Annotated in this window: 19 protein-coding genes and 1 pseudogene; 6 read left to right on the top strand and 14 right to left on the bottom strand. The window is 67.2% G+C overall.

Translation table 11 applies throughout. The features are described from left to right. Nucleotides 1-244 precede the first annotated feature (244 nt). Nucleotides 245-733, top strand: a complete 489-nt coding sequence (locus M5I08_RS05150) for a MarR family winged helix-turn-helix transcriptional regulator (protein ID WP_219066741.1) — start codon at nt 245-247, stop codon at nt 731-733. Nucleotides 734-905: 172 nt separating this feature from the next. Here M5I08_RS05150 and M5I08_RS05145 read toward each other — a convergent pair. After that, nucleotides 906-1,160: pseudogene (locus tag M5I08_RS05145) on the bottom strand (alpha-hydroxy-acid oxidizing protein); the annotation flags it as partial. A gap of 292 nt (nt 1,161-1,452) precedes the next feature. Here M5I08_RS05145 and M5I08_RS05140 point away from each other — a divergent pair. Both M5I08_RS05140 and M5I08_RS05135 read left to right on the top strand, forming a co-directional pair. Further along, complete coding sequence (locus M5I08_RS05140) at nt 1,453-1,935, top strand: TspO/MBR family protein (RefSeq protein ID WP_219066686.1); 483 nt, start codon at nt 1,453-1,455, stop codon at nt 1,933-1,935. 16 nt (nt 1,936-1,951) lie between these two features. Next, nucleotides 1,952-2,971 (top strand): cryptochrome/photolyase family protein, encoded by a 1,020-nt coding sequence (locus M5I08_RS05135; protein WP_219066687.1) that lies wholly within the window; start codon nt 1,952-1,954, stop codon nt 2,969-2,971. A gap of 6 nt (nt 2,972-2,977) precedes the next feature. Here M5I08_RS05135 and M5I08_RS05130 read toward each other — a convergent pair whose 3' ends face one another. Further along, complete coding sequence (locus M5I08_RS05130) at nt 2,978-3,715, bottom strand: acyltransferase (protein ID WP_219066688.1); 738 nt, start codon at nt 3,713-3,715, stop codon at nt 2,978-2,980. 188 nt (nt 3,716-3,903) lie between these two features. On the opposite strand from M5I08_RS05130, the gene M5I08_RS05125 reads away from it, so the two are divergent. Further along, entirely contained in the window at nt 3,904-5,163 is a 1,260-nt protein-coding gene (locus tag M5I08_RS05125; protein WP_249763299.1) for an outer membrane protein assembly factor BamB family protein, read from the top strand. 104 nt (nt 5,164-5,267) lie between these two features. On the opposite strand, the gene M5I08_RS05120 is transcribed toward M5I08_RS05125, so the two are convergent. The 11 genes from M5I08_RS05120 to ctaD all read right to left on the bottom strand — a co-directional run bounded on the left by M5I08_RS05120 (nt 5,268) and on the right by ctaD (nt 15,194). Further along, nucleotides 5,268-5,981 (bottom strand): esterase, encoded by a 714-nt coding sequence (locus M5I08_RS05120; RefSeq protein ID WP_219066689.1) that lies wholly within the window; start codon nt 5,979-5,981, stop codon nt 5,268-5,270. Between the two features lie 158 nt (nt 5,982-6,139). Then, nucleotides 6,140-6,328: a hypothetical protein gene (locus M5I08_RS05115; RefSeq protein ID WP_219066690.1), complete on the bottom strand. Its 189-nt coding sequence runs from the start codon at nt 6,326-6,328 to the stop codon at nt 6,140-6,142. A 245-nt stretch (nt 6,329-6,573) separates the two neighbouring features. Continuing rightward, the gene (locus M5I08_RS05110; protein ID WP_219066743.1) at nt 6,574-7,752 is read right to left on the bottom strand and encodes a class I SAM-dependent methyltransferase; all 1,179 of its coding nucleotides are present in this window, start codon (nt 7,750-7,752) and stop codon (nt 6,574-6,576) included. A gap of 98 nt (nt 7,753-7,850) precedes the next feature. Beyond that, entirely contained in the window at nt 7,851-8,198 is a 348-nt protein-coding gene (locus M5I08_RS05105; protein ID WP_219066691.1) for a hypothetical protein, read from the bottom strand. Nucleotides 8,199-8,317: 119 nt separating this feature from the next. Then, complete coding sequence (locus M5I08_RS05100; protein WP_219066692.1) at nt 8,318-8,845, bottom strand: hypothetical protein; 528 nt, start codon at nt 8,843-8,845, stop codon at nt 8,318-8,320. A gap of 241 nt (nt 8,846-9,086) precedes the next feature. Next, complete coding sequence (locus tag M5I08_RS05095; protein WP_219066693.1) at nt 9,087-10,055, bottom strand: class I SAM-dependent methyltransferase; 969 nt, start codon at nt 10,053-10,055, stop codon at nt 9,087-9,089. After that, a complete protein-coding gene (locus tag M5I08_RS05090) occupies nt 10,042-10,794 on the bottom strand; it encodes an enoyl-CoA hydratase (RefSeq protein WP_249763136.1) in 753 nt (250 codons plus the stop codon). The genes M5I08_RS05095 and M5I08_RS05090 overlap by 14 nt, the downstream gene beginning before the upstream one ends. Next, complete coding sequence (locus M5I08_RS05085) at nt 10,782-11,261, bottom strand: NUDIX hydrolase (protein ID WP_219066695.1); 480 nt, start codon at nt 11,259-11,261, stop codon at nt 10,782-10,784. The genes M5I08_RS05090 and M5I08_RS05085 overlap by 13 nt, the downstream gene beginning before the upstream one ends. Continuing rightward, entirely contained in the window at nt 11,258-12,091 is an 834-nt protein-coding gene (locus tag M5I08_RS05080) for an ABC transporter ATP-binding protein (protein ID WP_219066696.1), read from the bottom strand. The genes M5I08_RS05085 and M5I08_RS05080 overlap by 4 nt, the downstream gene beginning before the upstream one ends. Nucleotides 12,092-12,208: 117 nt before the next feature. Then, nucleotides 12,209-13,444, bottom strand: coding sequence for a phosphoserine phosphatase SerB (gene serB, locus M5I08_RS05075; protein WP_219066697.1), 1,236 nt, complete (start codon nt 13,442-13,444; stop codon nt 12,209-12,211). A 22-nt stretch (nt 13,445-13,466) separates the two neighbouring features. Further along, a complete protein-coding gene (gene ctaD / locus M5I08_RS05070) occupies nt 13,467-15,194 on the bottom strand; it encodes an aa3-type cytochrome oxidase subunit I (RefSeq protein ID WP_219066698.1) in 1,728 nt (575 codons plus the stop codon). Between the two features lie 205 nt (nt 15,195-15,399). On the opposite strand from ctaD, the gene M5I08_RS05065 reads away from it, so the two are divergent. After that, nucleotides 15,400-16,446: an iron-siderophore ABC transporter substrate-binding protein gene (locus M5I08_RS05065; protein WP_249763298.1), complete on the top strand. Its 1,047-nt coding sequence runs from the start codon at nt 15,400-15,402 to the stop codon at nt 16,444-16,446. A gap of 94 nt (nt 16,447-16,540) precedes the next feature. Further along, nucleotides 16,541-17,581 (top strand): NAD(P)-dependent alcohol dehydrogenase, encoded by a 1,041-nt coding sequence (locus tag M5I08_RS05060; RefSeq protein WP_219066700.1) that lies wholly within the window; start codon nt 16,541-16,543, stop codon nt 17,579-17,581. Here the strand turns inward: M5I08_RS05060 and M5I08_RS05055 are convergent. Beyond that, entirely contained in the window at nt 17,570-17,893 is a 324-nt protein-coding gene (locus M5I08_RS05055; protein ID WP_219066744.1) for a DUF3349 domain-containing protein, read from the bottom strand. The two genes, M5I08_RS05060 and M5I08_RS05055, sit on opposite strands and share 12 nt — an antisense overlap. Between the last annotated feature and the right edge of the window lie 19 nt (nt 17,894-17,912).

Genomic DNA, 17,912 nt, shown 5'->3' with positions numbered 1-17,912 from the left:
ATTTTGCTGTCAAATGGCGACCCGGGGGCCGCTTAACCCGCCCAGCAGGTTGTTGCCGGCTCTGCGCCGCCGGTGTGCGGCATTTGAGCGCAACTGTGACACACTTTCCCCGTTAAGGGCGTATCACCGCTGACCCAGCGGGTTTCCTATACGCTCGCGCGACAATCGCCAAGAAGGATGCGATTAGGTGACCAACCGGGGCACTCGAAGTTCACCTGTGAGCCGGGCAGAACTGGAAAAGCTGATGTCTGCCGACATGCGGGCGGTCACAGCGCAGTCTGATCGGGTAGGTCGCCAGTTCGCGCGTCAGAACGAGGTGAGCGGCAACGACTTTCACGCTTTGTTGCACGTGATGGTTGCCGAGACTGCCGGAACACCGTTGACGATGGCGCAGTTGCGGCAGCGCATGGACGTCTCGCCGGCTGCGATCACCTACCTCGTCGACCGGATGATCGACGCCGGGCATGTTCGGCGTGAAGCGGATCCCACGGATCGGCGCAAAGCGCTTCTCCGGTATGAAGACAGCGGGATGGAACTGGCGCACGCGTTTTTCACCCCACTGGGCGTCCATCTCCGGTCCGCGCTTGCCGGTCTGCCCGACCGCGACCTGATGGCGGCCCACCGGGTGTTTGATGCAATGCTCGCCGCGATGTCGAAGTTTGAGAGTGAAATCGTTGCGCGGCAACGCGAGTCGGCAACCAAGCACACATCAGCAGTACAGGTGCGGCGCTAGCCCGTTACTTGACAACCGGCTTGGCGGCCGGCCGCAAAATGTGTTGCTCGACCAGATGCGCCCCAACACCGCATCGGCCTGTTTGATCGAGGAGGTGCTGACCAGCACGATGGGCCGGTCGATCGATGCGAACCAGCCGGTCTGCCGCGCAGGGCCAGCCGAGAAATCGACCCGCCTGCTCCAGCATGATCCGCTGCGAGCCGAGCATCATCCCGAGGCCGAGGTGCTGGGCAGCTGCCGCCAGATTCTTGTTGATCGTGCCGGACAGCTCAGCGCCGCCCGTCATGGCGCCGATCAGTATCGGAGCCTGCAAGGACCCGCCGAGAAACTGCGTGGCCAAGTCGATATGCGCGAGGCTGGTCTGAGTGAGCGCGTTGTATGGCAACCGGTAGCGTTCCAACCCCGTGGTCACGGCCGAATACGCGACCCGGTCGTCGTGCACCACAGCGAAAGCTCGGCCGATCTGCTCAGATTCGGCCGTCAATACCCGCAAATCGGCGGTGATCTGCGACTCCAGCGCGGTGCGCTCGTCGGCGGTCTGATCAGGGCCCATGACCAAGTCCGTATATCCGCGTTTCGGAGAATAATTCAGTTGATTAATACTTAAATCACTGAAACGATCTTGGTCGATGTTCTTCGCCCGCGTGATCGCATCTGGTGGCCCACCGCGGCGCGCGCAAACAAAGTTCCCGTCGAATCGAAATATCAAGGAAGGCAACATGAATAAGCACGCACTGGCCGTCACCGCGCTGGCTGTCACCGCGACTGCGGGCACCGGGAGTGTGGCGAGCAAGAACCGGGCCCCGGTATGGTACGGCCGGTTGCGTAAACCCCGCTACGTCCCGCCGAGCGCGGTGTTTCCGGTGGCGTGGACAACGCTGTATGCCGACATCGCGGTCACCTCCGCGGCGGCCATCGATCGACTGCGCGCCGACGGCCACCATCGCCAGGCCCGCAATTACGCCCTGGCGCTGGGCGCCAACCTGGTTCTCAACGCCGGATGGAGTTGGCTGTTCTTCAAATACCACAAGCTCGGCGCTTCGGCGATCGGCGCGGCAGTTCTGGCGGCCAGCAGCGCCGACCTGGCACGCCGGACCGCAGCCGCCGATCCGCGCGCCGGAGCAGCTCAGCTGGCTTATCCACTCTGGTGTGCGTTCGCCACCGCGATGGCGGGCCATATCTGGGCACTCAACCGATCGTGAGACGGACGGCCCGCTGATGCCGGCATTGCTGTGGTTTCGCCGCGACCTTCGCCTGCATGACCTGCCGGCGCTGCTGCAAGCGGTCGCAGATTCCCAGGACGTGCTTGCCTGCTTCGTGCTCGATCCGCGGCTGGAGGCGTCCTCGGGGGCGCGCCGAATGCAGTTCATGTGCGACTCGCTGCGCCGGCTGCGCGACGACCTCGATGGCCGGCTGCTGGTCACGCGGGGCCGGCCCGAGGAACGGATCCCTGCCATCGACTTGCCCGCCGGCGAGGCGTCCGCGCGACGGCAGTGGAAAACGTTTGTCGACGACGGGCTGGAACGCTATTCCGACGACCGAAACCGGCCGGACCTGATGGCCACCAGCCGAATGTCGGCGCATCTGAAGTTCGGCGCCGTTCACCCGCGAACGATGGCAGCCGACTTGGACCAGCGTCGGGCAGGTGCGCGGGCATACCTGCGGGAGTTGGGATTTCGCGACTTCTACGCCGCGGTCCGCTACCACTGGCCGGATAGCGTGTGGTGGAATTGGAGCCGGGGCTTCGACGCCATCGAGACCGACACCGGGGCCGTTGCCCAGCGCCGCTTCGCGGCATGGAAAGTCGGCGAGACCGGATTCCCGATCGTCGACGCCGGGATGCGCCAACTGCGCGAGACCGGGTTCATGCACAACCGGGTGCGGATGATCGTCGCGTCGTTTCTGGTCAAGGACCTGCACCTGCCGTGGCAGTGGGGGGCCCGCTGGTTTTTAGATCAACTGGTCGACGGCGACATGGCCAGCAACCAGCACGGCTGGCAGTGGTGTGCCGGTTGCGGCACCGACGCGGCACCGTACTTCCGGGTCTTCAACCCGGCTAAGCAAGCCGAAAAGTTCGACCCCACAGGCGGTTACATTCGTCGCTGGATACCCCAGCTTGCCGACGCCGACGACGTCGGCATGACCAACGGTGAGCGGCCGAGCGGGTACCCCGAACCGATCGTCGATCACAACGCCGAGCGCAGCGAGGCCCTGCGCCGCTACCGGGAAATACGCTGAAAACCCTTAGCGGGTGGCCTTTTTGCGTTCGATATCGGCCAGCGCCGCCGCCAGTTCGGCGCGCTGGGCAGCCGAGGTCTCCCAGGCGAGCTGGCGGTTTTTGACCACCTTGGCCGGCGCGCCGACGGCGATCGAATAGTCCGGCACGTCGCCCCTGACCACGGAGTGCGATCCCAGCACGCAGCCCCGGCCGATCGTGGTGCCCCGCAGCACAGTCACCTTGGTCGCCATCCAGGTGTCGGGGCCGATGCGGACCGGACCTTTGATAATCCCCTGGTCTTTGATGGGCCGCGTGATGTCATCCATGCGGTGGTCGAAATCGCAGACGTAGCACCAGTCGGCCATCAGCGCCGAATCGCCGATCTCGATGTCGAGGTAGCAGTTGATCACGTTGTCGCGGCCCAGCACCACCTTGTCACCGAAGCGCAGTGAGCCTTCGTGCGCCCGGATGGTGTTCTTGTCCCCGATGTGCACCCACCGGCCGATCTCGAGTTGGGCAAGCTCGGGGGTCGCGTGGATCTCGACGTCCTTGCCCAAAAAGACCATGCCGCGGGTGATGACGTGCGGGTTGGCCAGTTTGAACTTCAGCAGCCGCCAGTAGCGCACCAGGTACCACGGGGTGTACGCGCGGTGGGCCAGCACCCATTTCAGCGATGCCAGCGTGAGGAATTTGGCCTGGCGTGGGTCGCGGAGCATCGATCCCCGCCAGCGGCGATGCAGAGGTGCCCCCCACATTGTCGTCATGGCCGGAAAGGATAGCCCGTCGACGATGCGCGCCGGAACGGCGGGCTTACCCGGACGCGAGCCGGCGCAGGTTAGTCTCGGCTGTGCCACTCACCCGCTTCTTGCCGCCGGGTGCGCGGGTGGTGCACGTCAAGGGCGCCGGGCATCACCGGCACGCGCGACGCGCAACGGCGGTCACCGCGGTCGTCGTGGCGGCCGCCCTCGCCGGCTGCGGCAACACCGACTCCTGGGTCGACCCCGTGCCCGCCGACGGCTGGCCGGCGCAATACGCCGACGCGTCCAACAGCAGCTACACCGCGACGTCCGGGGCCGCCAGCCTCAGCCTGCGCTGGACCCGATCGGTCAAGGGCTCGCTGGCGGCGGCACCGGCATTGAGCTCGCGAAATTGGATGGCGCTCAACGCGCAGACGCCGGGCGGCTGCTCGCTGATGGAGTGGGAGAACGACGACAACGGCCGGCAGCGCTGGTGCACCCGGCTCTTCCAAGGCGGCGGCCTCTCCGGCCCGCTGTTCGACGGGTTCGACAACCTCTACGTCGGCCAGCCGGGAGCGATACTGTCGTTTCCGGTCACCCAGTGGATCCGTTGGCGCCGGCCGGTAATCGGAATGCCTTCTACGCCAAGGATTCTCGGGCATAACCAGCTGCTTGTTGTCACGCACCTGGGGCAGGTGCAGGTTTTCGACGCACACCGCGGCACCGTGGTGGGCAATGCAATAGATCTGGTGGACAACGTCGATCCGGCCGACTTCACCCGCGGGCTCTCCGATTGCGGACCGGCCCTGGCCGGCTGCCCGGTCGCCGCGGCGCCGGCGTTTGCGCCGTCGAGCGGGACGGTGGTGCTGGGCATCTGGCAGCCGGGCGCCCCCGCGCCGGTGCTGACCGCGTTGAAGTATCAGCCGGGTCAGAGCCCGCTGCTCACGCGCGAATGGACCAGCGATGCGGTGAGCGCGGGGGTGATAGCCAGCCCGGTGCTGTCCGGCGACGGGTCGACGATTTACGTCAACGGCCGCGACGAGCGGTTGTGGGCGCTGCGCGCTGCCGACGGCAAGCCGAAATGGTCGGCGCCGCTGAAGTTCCTTGCCCAGACGCCGCCGTCGGTGACGCCGAGTGGGTTGATCGTGTCCGGGGGCGGCCCGGGCACCCGGCTGGTTGCCTTCAGGGACGCCGGCGACCACGCCGAGCAGGTGTGGCGCCGCACCGACATCAGCCCGCTGTCGACGTCAAGCCTGGCCGGTCGAGAGGCCGGCTACGTCGTGGTGACCGGCGGGCCCGGCGCGGGAGCACGGGGGATGTCGCTGCTGGTCTTCGATCCGGGCAGCGGCCGCACGCTCGCGATCTTGCCGCTGCCTGAGGCGACCGGCTTCCCCGTCGGGGTCTCGGTCGGCCATGACCGCCGGGTGGTCACCGCCACCAGCGGCGGCCAGGTGTACAGCTTCGCGCCGACCTGAGTGGGCCGTTGGCGCCGGACCGAGCTATTCGTCGAGTGTGCGGTTATGTGCGCCACGAGATGCAGCTCGTGACAGATGTAACTGTCGCGGCAGCGCAGGCCCGGTCAGCCCTTGATGGCCAGCGGCGGAATGGCGTTGCGCGGCACATGGGCTTGGGTCGCGCCGGCGATCGCCGGCGGCAGCAGCTCCCCCGGCGCAAAGTAGAAGATCAGCTCGTCGTCGGTGATCGCGAAGTTCTGGTAGTGCGACGAGTCGAGGCCGGAGCCGGGCAGGATCGCGGTGCCGGACCCGGCCTGGTGGCCGACCTCCCGCTGGACGATCGGATAGATGGCGTCCAGCGGTTTGCTGTTGGGCGGGAAGAGGGTGTCGAAGGTGATCGGCTGGTGTGATCCGAGGTCGTAGTTGAAACTCTTGTAGGACGTCGACGGGCGCGGGCCGCCGAGATCCTCGAAGACCTTGAGCACCACGCTTCGGGTGCCGGCGGGAGGCTGCCCGGAGTGATACTGCTGGGAGGTCACCTCCATCTGGTAGGGCACATCGCGGGCGCCCGACGTCTGCGACGACGTCTGTGCGACACTGACGAACCCGTCCCGGTTTTGCGTGACGTAATCGGTCAGCGCCTGCTCGTCGGGGTAGTCAAGTGGGAACTTCATGTCCAGGGTGTAGGCGGCGTTCGCGGCGTGCACGTGGCAGACCTGATCACCCTCGACATCGCCGCCCATGCTGGTGCACGCTGAGTCTGCGGCCGCGACCGGGCCGCCGGCCCAGCCCAGCAAGGCTCCGGCCGCGGCCAGCGCGGCCGCGATCAAGGTGCGCATCGTTCGACTTGTCCTCGCAGGCTGGAAACGGCTGAAATGCCGTCCCGACAGACTACCCAACGCCTCTGGCGCGGGGCGGCAAACGGTCCGCCCCGGCCTGGTGGCGTCAGCCGCCGACGTATTGTCTCACGGGCCTTGCGGCCCGGGAGACAACGCCGTCAGAACAGCGACGCGATCTCGGTCACCAGGTGGCTGGCGTCGGCGGCCGCGCCGGCCGGGTCGAACAGCGACGTGACGTCGGTCATGGTGTTGCTGCTGTCTGCAGCGGCGGTGGCGCCGGACAGCATGTCGGCCGCGTTGGCGCTCTCGGCGGTGGTTGTGGTCGTGCTGTCGCCGTAGAACTTCACGATGCCGATCAGGTGGTCGGCGCCTTGCCGGTCGAGGTCCCCAGGTCGTTGCCTTCGGCGTAGGCGCCGTCGTAACTGCCCGCGTGCGCTGAGGCTCCTTAGTTCATTGACCAGTGTGCAAATGTGCCCACAAATGTGCCCACAAATGTGCCCACAAATGTGCGAACTTCGAATATTTTCGCAGCTTGATGTGGGCTTGTCGGTCTGAAACGACCCTCGTGGGCGGACTTCCGTTACGTCGGCGCTCAACGCGACGGCCGGCACACGAACGCGGTCCCTCGCGCAGTCGCACCCGAGCCGACCCGGGTGATCACCACCGTCAACGATCCGTTGCCGCGCAACGCCAACCGGCGTCGCAGCGCCGTGGGTTCGATGTCGACTCCGCGCACCAGGATCTCCAACACGCCGCAATCGCGCGCCGAAAGCGCCTGCCGCAACCGGCGCTCATCGAAGGGCAGCTGCTGCAGCACTTCAAACCCGCGCATGCCCGTCGGCAAGTGGTCGCCGGACAGGTAGGCGATGTGCTGATCCAGCTGCCAAAGCGCGTGCCGGGCGGCCCAGTGACGCACCAGGCCGGCCCGCACCACGGCGCCGTCCGGGTCGACGATCCAGCGACCGGCGGGCCGGACCGGGCAGTCGTCCGGCTCGGCGTCGGTGATCTGCTCGCCGCGGTCCAGCAAGTTGGCCCGCCGGCGTACACCGTGCTCGGCCAACGCCGGCGACCACAAACAGGCTTCCCGCACCGACCCGCGATACGACGTCACCTCGATCTCGCCGTCGAAGCCCAGACGCTTCACGACATCGAAATCTATTCCGGGAGCGCATTTCACGACCAGATCCCGGCCGCGATAGACCTCAAACAGCCGGTCCAGCGCAGGCTGGTAGTCGCGTGGGTTGACGCGCCGGCGCCCGCTGCCGCGGCGCGCCGGGTCGGCCAGCACCACGGCGTTACGGGTTACCGGGTGCAGCGCGTCGGCGCGGCACAGGTCGACCGTGGCGCCGAGGTTGTGTCGCGCCATCGCCAGCCGCACCGGGTCGATGTCGCTGCCGACGACGCGGGCCGCGGTGCCACGCAGCGCCGCGAGCTCGGTGCCGATCGAGCAGGTCACATCGTGAATCACTGTGCCGCCCAGCCGGTTTGCCCGATGCAGGGCGACCGGTGCAGCGCTGGCCTGCTGCAGCGCCTCGTCGGTGAACAGCCAGTCGCCGGTGCCGGGCAGTTTGTCGGCCGCGCGCCGGCGCAGCAGCGCGGTCTCCACCAATACCGCTGCCCGGCAGGCGAATTTGGCCCGCACTGCCGCGATGTCGGCTATCCGGGTGGCGTCGGTGAAGGCGTAGCCGGCAACGTCGCGCAGGGCAGCCGCCCCCGCCTCGGAGCGCAGATAGCTGACGTCGTCGCCGCTGAAGCCGAACCCGGCGCTCAGGACGGCGTAACTCCGGTGCGCATCACGGCAAAGCTACACCGCCCGCCGGGGTCCGCGGCGCCGACGGCGACCGCGGACCCGCCAGCAGGACGGTAGTGCTACAGCAGCCCCATCAGGTCGGTCAGGAAGTTGCCGAAGCTTTCGGCCGTAGCGGAGGTGCCGGCACCGAACAGGTCCGGCAGGAGGGTGACAAGGTCGTTGCCGTTGGTCGCGGTGGCGGTCACCCCGTCGACGAAGTTGACTCCGGCGAGGTCGGAATTACCGGCGAAGCCGGCGGTAGCGCTGCTGCCTTCGGTGCCGAACGGGTCGAGGACGTAGGCCACGTCGTGGGTGCCGCCGCCCGCGGACGAACCCACGTCGCTGTTGGTCACGTTGCCGAAATAGCTGGCAGTGTCACCGTTGCCGTTGCCGTTGCCCGCGAACGAACCGTCGTTGGTTCCGGTCATGTTGCCGAACTCGCTGGCGCTGTTGTTGTCACCGGCGACGGCGGCGGGGCCGAGACCGAAGCCGTTGAGGTTGCCGACGTTGTAGGCGAAGTCGTTGCTGCCGTTCCCGGTCTCTCCGATCAGGCCGCCGGCGCCGGCGAAGGCGCGCCGGAGTTGCCGGCGTCGGCCGCGTTGTTGCCGATCAGGGTGGCGGCGCCGGAGTAGGCGCCGTCCGGGGCGCCAGGGTAGGTCGAGGGTGCGACGTTGTTGCCGATGTCGATGGCGCTGCCGGAGTTCGAGCTGACGTTCCCGCCGGAGTCGGCAAGGGCGTAGGCGCCGTCGGCCATGGCGAAGTCGTCGGTGCTGCCGCTGCCCACGATGCCAGCATTGGCGCTGGCGTCGTTGCCCATGGCGAAGGCCTCCGAGCCGACGGTCGAGGTGGCGGTCGCGGTGCCGAAGTCGTGACTCACCCCGTTGATCGAGTAGGCGAAATCAAACAATGACGGAGTTGTGGTAGCCGACGCCGCCGCGTCGGGGCCCAGCAACAACGACAACCAGTCGGTGGACGTGTCGGCCGAGGCCACCCCCGGCGTCGAGGCGATCGCCGCGCCAACCCCTAATCCCAGCGCCAGTAAACCGACCCTGCCCATAGCCCGAGCGTTACCCATTGATCGTTCCTTTCTCCACCACACTTTTGACGGTGCGGATTGCAGATTCCCGACCCTTGGTCCATCGAGGGTAACAAACGCTTAAGGCAAAGGTAAGAGCAAGCTGGCAAAAAATGCTCGCTGGCGGGAACCTTCACATGCGAGTCTTACGCATTCGTCGAACGATTCACCGGCGTCGTGCTACCGCACTGGCGGCCGAGAACCTGAAAACCTGACCCTCGGACGTCGTCGAGCCCGACGTTCAGGACGGCTTGGCGCCGGTGACTTCCAGGTTGTAGAACCAGCCCTTCGGCGCCACCGGCCGGCACAGGTTCTCGTCGACCCAACTCAGCGCCTTCCAGCTGGTGAACGCGAACTTGGCCCAGCCCCAGCCCAACCGCCCCGGCGGCACCGCGTGCTCGAAGGTGCGCAGCGTCCAGCCCAGCATCGCGGCGGTGAGCTCCACGGTGGCGGTCTGCACGTCGACGGCGCCGGCACGCGCGGCCATCCGCTCCAGATCGTCGGGTGTGAACGTGTGCAGGTCGACGAGAGCCTCCAGCGCGGCCGCGCGGGAGGATTCGTCGAGTTCGGCCTGCGGGCGCCGCCAGCCGCCCAGACCGGGCAACCTGGTGACATTGGTCGCCATCCGCCAGGTCAGCGCCGAGAGCGCCCGCGCGTAGCCGTCGCCGACCGTGGTCGGCTCGCCGGCGAACACGAACCGCCCACCGGGGCGCAGCACCCGCAGCACCTCACGCAGTGACAGCTCGACATCGGGAATGTGGTGCAGCACAGCGTGACCGACCACCAGGTCGAACGTGTCGTCGTCATACGGGATGCCTTCGGCGTCGGCGACGCGGCCGTCGATGTCCAGGCCCAGCGACTGGCCGTTGCGGACCGCGACTTTGACCATGCCCGGCGACAGGTCGGTGACCGAACCGCGCCGCGCCACCCCCGACTGGATCAGGTTCAGCAGAAAAAAGCCTGTGCCGCAACCCAATTCGAGAGCCCGATCATAGGGCAGCCGGCGGGCCTCGTCGTCGGGGACAATCGCGTCGAAGCAGTCCCGCGCGTAGTCGATGCAGCGCTGGTCATAGGAGATCGACCACTTCTCGTCGTAGTTCTCCGCCTCCCAGTCGTGATAGAGCACCTGGGCCAGCTTGCTGTCGTGGCGGGCGGCCTCCACCTGCTCGGCGGTGGCATGCGGTTGCGGCGCCGGGTCAGTACTCGTCACGTTGGGCCAGCTTAGTGGCGCGGGCGAATACCTCCACAAAGCGGTGGCGTTGCGCGGCCGCCCGCTGAGCCGGGGCCAGGTCGAACACCTCGTCGATGCCGGCCTTGGCCGCAGCCAACAAGTGCTGTGGTCCGTCGACGAAGCGTCCGGCCCAGGTCGCGGCGGCGTCGTACACGTCGTCAGGGGCCACCATCTCGTCGATCAAGCCCAGGGCCAGCGCCTCCTCGGCGTCGAAGAAACGCCCGCTGTAGACGAGTTCCTTGGCCCTGCTCACCCCGACCGTGCGCGTCAGTCGCGCAATACCGACGCCGTCAGGCACCAGCCCGGCCAGGATCTCCGTCGCACCGAACCGCACGTTGTCGCCGCTGACCCGCCAATCGGTGGCCAACGCCAGGCCCACCCCGGCGCCCAGGGCGTAGCCGGTGACCGCCGCCACGGTCGGCTTGGGGATCGCCGCGACGGCGTCGAGAGCGTCATGACGCACCCGTGCCCAGGTCTCGGCTTCGGACACGGCCAGCGTGCGCAGTTGCGGCAGGTCGTCGCCGGCGGAGAAGATGTCGTGGCCGCCGAAGACGATCACCGCGACAATGTCGTCGCGCCGGCAGACCTCGGCGGCCGCCTGGCCGATCTCCCGGTAAACCTGCCGGGTCATCGCGTTGGTGGGCGGTCGCGACAGCACCAGGGTGCCGACACCGGGGGCGCCCACGTGGATGCTGACGAATTCGCTCATAGCCGCCATCCCAGCCCGCCGGCTTTGCGTGCTCGGTGGTAGCGGTCGGAGCCGAAGAACTCGAATACCCAGGTGTCGCCGTCGATTTGCAGGTTCGGTTGCACGGTGACGATCTGACGTTCGACGGCCGACACGTCGGCGACCGTGCGTCCGGCCAGCGAATCCAGCTGCGTCCAGGTCGGCGGCAACAGGAAGCAGCGCCCGCCCGCGAAGTCGTCGATGGCCGCCTGCGGCGTGGTCCAACCCGCGCTGTCGGATTCGGTGTTTTCCCCGTCGGCGCGCTGACCCTCCGGCAACGCCCCGACAAAGAAGTAGGTGTCGCGAAACACCGTCACCCCGGCAGCGAACTCCATCGCCGAGTGGCGGCGCATCAAGAAAACAGAGCTGCCGCCTGGGCTTTCTGGGTCGTCGCGGACCAGCATCACCGTCGCGGCGGGCCGAGGCGTCGGCGGCGGCTGATCGTTCGGTGAGCTCATAACCGCCTCCGGTGGGCCGCGTGGGTGCGAGTGCGCCGGGCGAAGTAACGCCCCGCGATCACGTCGACGGTGATCGCCTGGCCGAACGCCGCGGATAGATTCTCGCCGGTCAACACGTCGGTCAGCAAACCCGCTGCGACAACCTGTCCCGCCGACATCAGCATGCAGTGGCTGAAGCCAGGCGGAATCTCCTCGACGTGGTGTGTCACCAGGACCAGCGCCGGAGCGTCCGGGTCGGCGGCCAGGTCGGTCAGCCGCGCCACCAGCTCTTCACGGCCGCCGAGATCCAGGCCGGCGACCGGTTCGTCGAGCAGCAGCAACTCGGGGTCGGTCATCAACGCGCGCGCGATCAGCACCCGCTTGCGCTCGCCTTCCGACAGCGTTCCGTAGGACCGATCGGCCAGGTGTTCGGCGCCCAGGCTCTCCAGCATGTCGATCGCCCGGTTGTAGTCGACGTCGTCGTAGCGTTCCCGCCACCGGCCCAGCACCGCGTAGCCGGCCGACACGACCAGGTCGCGGACTATCTCATGGCCGGGAATCCGCCCTGCCAACGCCGAAGAACTCAAGCCCACCCGGGAGCGCAGCTCGGACATGTCGACCCGGCCGAGCCGCTCACCGAGCACATAGGCGATGCCGGACGACGGGTGCTCGGCCGCGGCGGCGATGCGCAACAATGACGTCTTGCCGGCGCCGTTGGCGCCGATGATCACCCAGCGCTCGCCGAGTTCGACCGACCAGCTCACCGGCCCAACCAACACATGGCCATCCCGTCGCAGCGCAACGTCTTTGAAGTCGATCAGCAGATCGGGGTCGGCTGCGTCGGTTGTCATGTCGGTTCCACCCTCGGATTCTCCAATCCTCGGGTTCACCTCCGGTTTCCGGTTTCGGCCACCCGACCATCGTGCCGTACCGCGACGCCACGGCTGCCGCCCACCCCGCGAGCCGACCTATTCCGGCGGGATCTCGACGCGGCGCACCATACCGTCGACCGCGTCGGCGGCCTCGATCTCGCCGCGGGTGACGCCGAGCAAAAACAGCACGGTGTCCAGATACGGATAGCTCAGCGACGCGTCGGCGACTTCTCGCAGCGCGGGCTTGGCATTGAATGCGATGCCCAGGCCCGCGGCGGCCAGCATGTCGATGTCGTTGGCGCCGTCACCGACCGCGACCGTCTGCTCCATCGGCACGCCGGCCTGATGCGCGAAGTCCCGTAACGCCTTGGCTTTGCCGGCGCGGTCGATGACCGGGCCGATCACCCGGCCGGTGATTTTGCCGTCGACGATCTCCAACTGGTTGGCGGCGACGAAGTCCAGCATCAGCTCATGCGCCAACGGTTCGATGACCTGCCGGAAGCCGCCGGAGACCACGCCCACGTGATAGCCCAGCCGTCGCAGCGTGCGCAACGTGGTGCGCGCGCCAGGGGTCAGCTCCAACCGGTCGCCGACCTCGTCGAGCACGTCGGCGGGCAGACCGGCCAGGGTGGCGACCCGCTGGTGCAGCGACTCGGCGAAGTCCAGCTCGCCGCGCATCGCGGCCTCGGTGATGGCGGCGACGGCGTCCTGGGCGCCCACCCGGGCGGCCAGCATCTCGATGACCTCGCCCTGGACCAGTGTCGAGTCGACGTCGAACACGATCAGCCGTTTGGCCCGCCGCGACAGGCTGCAGTCCTCGAGCGCCACGTCCACGCCCGCGTCGGCGGCCACTCGCGTCAGCGCGGCCTGTAGCGGGCCACCGACGCCCGGCGGCACGGAAACCCGCAGCTCCAGGCCGGTGACGGGGTAGTCGGAGACGCCGCGGATGACGTCGATGTTGACGCCCAACGTGGCGACCTGCCGGGCCACCGCACCGAACGCCTCGGCGGTGATCGGCCGGCCCAGCACCATGATGGTGTGGGTCGACGGTTCCCGGATGATCGGCAGGTCGTCGCTGCGCTCGATGCTGACGTCCAGTCCGACCGCGTGGATGGCCGCCTCGACTTCCGCCCGCAGCGCCTTGCCGTCGGAGACTTCCAGCGGAGCCGACACCAGCACGCCCAACGTCAGCCGGCCGCGGATCACCACTTGCTCGACGTTGAGCAGTTCGACCTTGTGGCCCGCCAGAACCTCGAAGAGCGCCGACGTCACGCCCGGCTTGTCGACACCGGTGACGGTGATCAGCGCCGACACCTTGCGAGCTCTGGTCACCCGCGGCTGCTGCCCAGCTGCATCAGCTCGACGACACCTCAGCGACCTCCGAGAGACTGTGAGCACGACCCACGTGCGCCTCGGCGCGCAACCGCTCCACCATGTGTGGGTAGTGCAGCTCGAACGCCGGACGCTCGGAACGGATTCGGGGCAGCTCGGTGAAGTTGTGCCGCGGCGGTGGGCAGCTGGTGGCCCACTCCAGCGAGTTGCCGTAGCCCCACGGGTCGTCGACGGTGACCACTTCGCCGTAGCGCCAGCTCTTGAAGACGTTCCAGATGAACGGAATCATCGACACCCCGAGGATGAACGCGCCGACCGTGGAGACGACGTTGTATGTCTGGAATCCGTCGCTGGGCAGGTAGTCGGCGTAGCGGCGCGGCATGCCCATGTCGCCCAGCCAGTGCTGGATCAAGAACGTGGTGTGAAAACCGATGAATGTCAGCCAGAAGTGCAGCTTGCCCAGTCGCTCGTCGAGCATCCGGCCGGTCATCTTCGGGAACCAGAAATAGGTGCCGGCGAACGTGGCGAACACGATGGTGCCGAACAGCACGTAGTGGAAGTGCGCGATCACGAAGTAGCTGTCGGTGACGTGGAAGTTCAGTGGCGGGCTGGCCAGCAGCACACCGGTCAGACCGCCCAGCAGGAAGGTCACCAGGAAACCGACCGTGAAGAGCATCGGCGTCTCGAAGGTCAACTGGCCCTTCCACATGGTGCCGATCCAGTTGAAGAACTTGATGCCGGTCGGCACGGCGATCAAATAGGTCATGAACGAGAAGAACGGCAGCAGGACCGCGCCGGTGGCGAACATGTGGTGCGCCCACACCGCGATCGACAGCGCGGCGATCGACAGCGTCGCATAGACCAGCGTGGTGTAGCCGAAGACCGGTTTGCGGGAGAACACCGGGATGATCTCGGTGGCGATGCCGAAGAACGGCAACGCCACGATGTAGACCTCGGGGTGGCCGAAGAACCAGAAGAGGTGCTGCCAGAGCAGAACCCCGCCGTTGGCCGGGTCATAGATGTGCGCGCCGAGGTGCCGGTCGGCGGCCAGTCCCAACAGCGCGGCGGTGAGCAGCGGGAAGACAATCAGGACCAAGATGGAGGTCACCAAGGTGTTCCAGGTGAAGATCGGCATCCGGAACATCGTCATCCCCGGAGCGCGCATGCACACCACCGTGGTGATCATGTTGACCGCGCCCAGGATGGTGCCGAGGCCGGCGAGCGCGATACCCACGATCCACAGGTCGCCGCCGACCCCGGGCGAGTGGACGGCATCGCTCAGCGGCGTGTAGGCGGTCCACCCGAAGTCGGCCGCGCCGCCGGGGGCGATAAAGCCAGCGTTCGCGATCAGCCCGCCGAACAAAAACAGCCAGAATGAGAACGCGTTCAAGCGTGGGAACGCCACGTCGGGTGCGCCGATCTGCAGCGGCAGCACCAGGTTGGCAAAACCGAACACGATCGGCGTGGCGTAGAACAGCAGCATGATCGTGCCGTGCATGGTGAACAGCTGGTTGTACTGCTCATTCGACAGGAACTGCAGGCCGGGCGCAGCCAACTCGACGCGCATCAGCAGCGCCATCAGACCGCCGGTGAAAAAGAACGCAAAGCAGGTGACCACGTACATCATCCCGATCATCTTGTGATCGGTGGTGGTGATCAGCTTGTAGATCAGGTTGCCTTTAGGGCCTGTTCGGGGCGGGTAGGGACGACTCGCCTCGAGTTCTGCCAACGGGGGCGCTTCGATGGTCAAGAACTCTCCTAACATCGGGCAAAGCAACTGGGATCAGTGGTTCTTGAGTTTAGCCCTTGACGGCGCCCGGCGGGCGACTAGTCCTACAAACTGTCGTATTGGGCGAAATAGCCGTGCGGCCGACCTCAGCGAACCGGGTGTTACCTTCGAACCCGTGCAGTTCAGGGGTGTGCGACCGGTGATTTGCGCTGCCGCTGCGACAGCGATTTCGGCCGTGCTGTGCACGGCCTGCACGACAGCGTCGCCCGGCGGCCCGCCGCCGACGTCGGTGATCACCAGCACCACCCAAATCGCGGGCGCCGGAGTGTTGGGCAACCAGCGGCGGCCCGACGAGTCGTGTGCGCCGCAACCGGCGCAGGTGGATCCCGGCCCGCCAACGCGCATCGCCCACAACGCCGCGGGCGTCGAGCCCGCCTCGGTCCAGGTGAGCCCCGACCCGCAGCGCATCGTCGTGCTCGCCGGCGACCAGCTCGACGCCCTGTGCGCACTGGGGCTGCAGGCGCGGATCGTGGCCGCCGCGCTGCCGGACGGCTCCTCGACGCAGCCGTCGTATCTGGGCGCCGTCGTGCATCGGCTGCCGGGCGTCGGCGCCCGCAGCAGTCCCGACCTGGCGGCTATCGCGGCGGCCAAGCCGGATTTGATCCTCGGCTCGCAAGCGTTGACGCCGAAGTTGTATCCCGCGCTGACCGCGATCGCGCCGACGGTGTTCACCGGGGCGCCGGGCGCGGCCTGGCAGGAGAATCTGCGCGGGGTGGGCGCGGCCACCGGGCGGGCCAGCGCGGCGGGCGGCGTCATCGACGACTTCGCCAAGAAAGCCCACGACGACGGCGCCGCGCATGACGCCGGCCACTACCAGGCGTCGGTGGTGCAGTTTACCGAGAACACCATCCGGGTATACGGCGCCGAAAACTTCCCGGCCAGCGTGCTGACCGCGGTCGGCGTGGATCGTCCTGCGGCACAACGGTTTACCGACAAGCCGTACACCGAGATGGGCAGCACCGACGCCGACTTGGCGGGCAACCCGGACTTCTCAGCGGCCGACGGCGACCTGGTGTACGTGTCGTTCGCCTCGCCGGCCGCCAAAGACCGCGCCGACGCGATCTTCGACAGCCACCCGTGGCGCAGGCTGTCCGCCACCCGCGAAAACCGGGTGTTCGTGGTGAACAACGAAATATGGCAGACCGGCGAGGGCGTGGTTGCGGCCCGCGGTGTCATCGACGACCTGCGGTGGATCAACGCGCCGATCAACTGACTGCCTGCGATATGCGCGGCACCGGAAAGAAAACACATAGTCTGTTGCGTTAACGACACATTGATACCGAAGAGCACACTCAAGAGGACCACCCATGAGCACTGTTTCCGCATATGCCGCCACCTCGGCAACCGAGCCGCTGACCAAGACCACGATCACGCGTCGCGACCCTGGGCCGCACGACGTGGCCATCGACATCAAGTTCGTCGGCATCTGCCACTCCGACATCCACACCGTCAAAGCCGAATGGGGTCAACCCAATTACCCGGTGGTCCCCGGCCACGAGATCGCCGGTGTGGTGAGCGCCGTCGGCCCCGAGGTCACCAAATACCAGGTGGGCGACCATGTTGGCGTGGGCTGCATGGTGAACTCGTGCGGTAAGTGCACCAGCTGTGAGGCCGGTCTCGAGCAATACTGCAAGCCCGGCGCTATCTTCACCTACAACTCGATCGACAAAGACGGCACGCCCACGCAGGGCGGCTACAGCCAGGCGATCGTCGTCGACGAGAACTTCGTTGTGCGCATCCCCGACTCGCTGCCGCTGGACAAAGCGGCCCCGCTGCTATGCGCCGGCATCACGCTGTTCTCGCCGCTGCGGCATTGGAAGGCCGGAAAGGGCACGCGGCTGGCCATCATCGGCCTGGGCGGGCTGGGTCACATGGGCGTCAAGCTGGGCGCGGCGATGGGCGCCGACGTGACGGTGCTGTCGCAGTCGCTGAAAAAGATGGAGGACGGACTGCGCCTGGGCGCCAGCCACTACTACGCCACCGCGGACCGGGACACCTTCCGCCAGCTGCGCGGCAGCTTCGACTTGATCCTCAACACCGTCTCGGCCAACCTCAACCTCGGCGACTATCTGAACCTGCTTGACGTTGACGGCACGCTCGTCGAGCTGGGTATCCCGGAGCACCCGATGGAGGTGCCGGTGTTCCCGCTGGCGCTGGCACGGCGCAGCTTGTCCGGGTCGAACATCGGCGGCATCGCCGAGACCCAGGAGATGCTGAACTTCTGCGCCGAGCACAACGTGTCGCCGGAAATCGAGGTCATCGAGCCGGACTATGTCAACGAGGCCTACGAGCGGGTGTTGGCCAGCGACGTGCGCTACCGCTTCGTGATCGACACGTCAGGCTTGTGAGGCGGCAGCTTCGCCGTTAGACGCGTCGCTTTGCTTCTCGCCGGCGACACCTGCCAGCGGCCAACCAGCGGCGGCAAGCCTGGCGGCCACTCGCGCGATGTTCTCCGGGCCGGCGTCGTATTGCGTCATATCCGAGATGAAGTCCGCGATCACGTCACGGTCGACCTGACCGTCGACTTCCTCGTCGATGGCGTCGACCACTTCGGTGATCTCATCCTCGGTGAGCGGCGTGCTGCGCAGCAGCGCGAGCAGCGGCACGCGGTCCGGGCCGGGAACGCCTTCCGGGTAGCCGACCTGCAGCCACCGGATCACCGAACGGAAGAAAGCGGCC

Source organism: Candidatus Mycobacterium methanotrophicum (assembly GCF_023515995.1).
GTDB lineage: Bacteria > Actinomycetota > Actinomycetes > Mycobacteriales > Mycobacteriaceae > Mycobacterium > Mycobacterium methanotrophicum.
The sequence above is the reverse complement of the archived record's forward strand: the minus strand, read 5'-3'. Positions and strand labels throughout refer to the sequence as shown.

Excerpts from the sequence above, each read along its gene's own strand:
- M5I08_RS05150 (WP_219066741.1), top strand. The coding sequence starts at position 245 with ATGTCTGCCGACATGCGGGCGGTCACAGCGCAGTCTGATCGGGTAGGT.
- M5I08_RS05140 (WP_219066686.1), top strand. The coding sequence starts at position 1,453 with ATGAATAAGCACGCACTGGCCGTCACCGCGCTGGCTGTCACCGCGACT.
- M5I08_RS05135 (WP_219066687.1), top strand. The coding sequence starts at position 1,952 with ATGCCGGCATTGCTGTGGTTTCGCCGCGACCTTCGCCTGCATGACCTG.
- M5I08_RS05130 (WP_219066688.1), bottom strand. The coding sequence starts at position 3,715 with ATGACGACAATGTGGGGGGCACCTCTGCATCGCCGCTGGCGGGGATCG.
- M5I08_RS05120 (WP_219066689.1), bottom strand. The coding sequence starts at position 5,981 with ATGCGCACCTTGATCGCGGCCGCGCTGGCCGCGGCCGGAGCCTTGCTG.
- M5I08_RS05105 (WP_219066691.1), bottom strand. The coding sequence starts at position 8,198 with ATGACCGGAACCAACGACGGTTCGTTCGCGGGCAACGGCAACGGCAAC.
- M5I08_RS05100 (WP_219066692.1), bottom strand. The coding sequence starts at position 8,845 with ATGGGTAACGCTCGGGCTATGGGCAGGGTCGGTTTACTGGCGCTGGGA.
- M5I08_RS05090 (WP_249763136.1), bottom strand. The coding sequence starts at position 10,794 with ATGGCGGCTATGAGCGAATTCGTCAGCATCCACGTGGGCGCCCCCGGT.
- M5I08_RS05085 (WP_219066695.1), bottom strand. The coding sequence starts at position 11,261 with ATGAGCTCACCGAACGATCAGCCGCCGCCGACGCCTCGGCCCGCCGCG.
- M5I08_RS05080 (WP_219066696.1), bottom strand. The coding sequence starts at position 12,091 with ATGACAACCGACGCAGCCGACCCCGATCTGCTGATCGACTTCAAAGAC.
- M5I08_RS05060 (WP_219066700.1), top strand. The coding sequence starts at position 16,541 with ATGAGCACTGTTTCCGCATATGCCGCCACCTCGGCAACCGAGCCGCTG.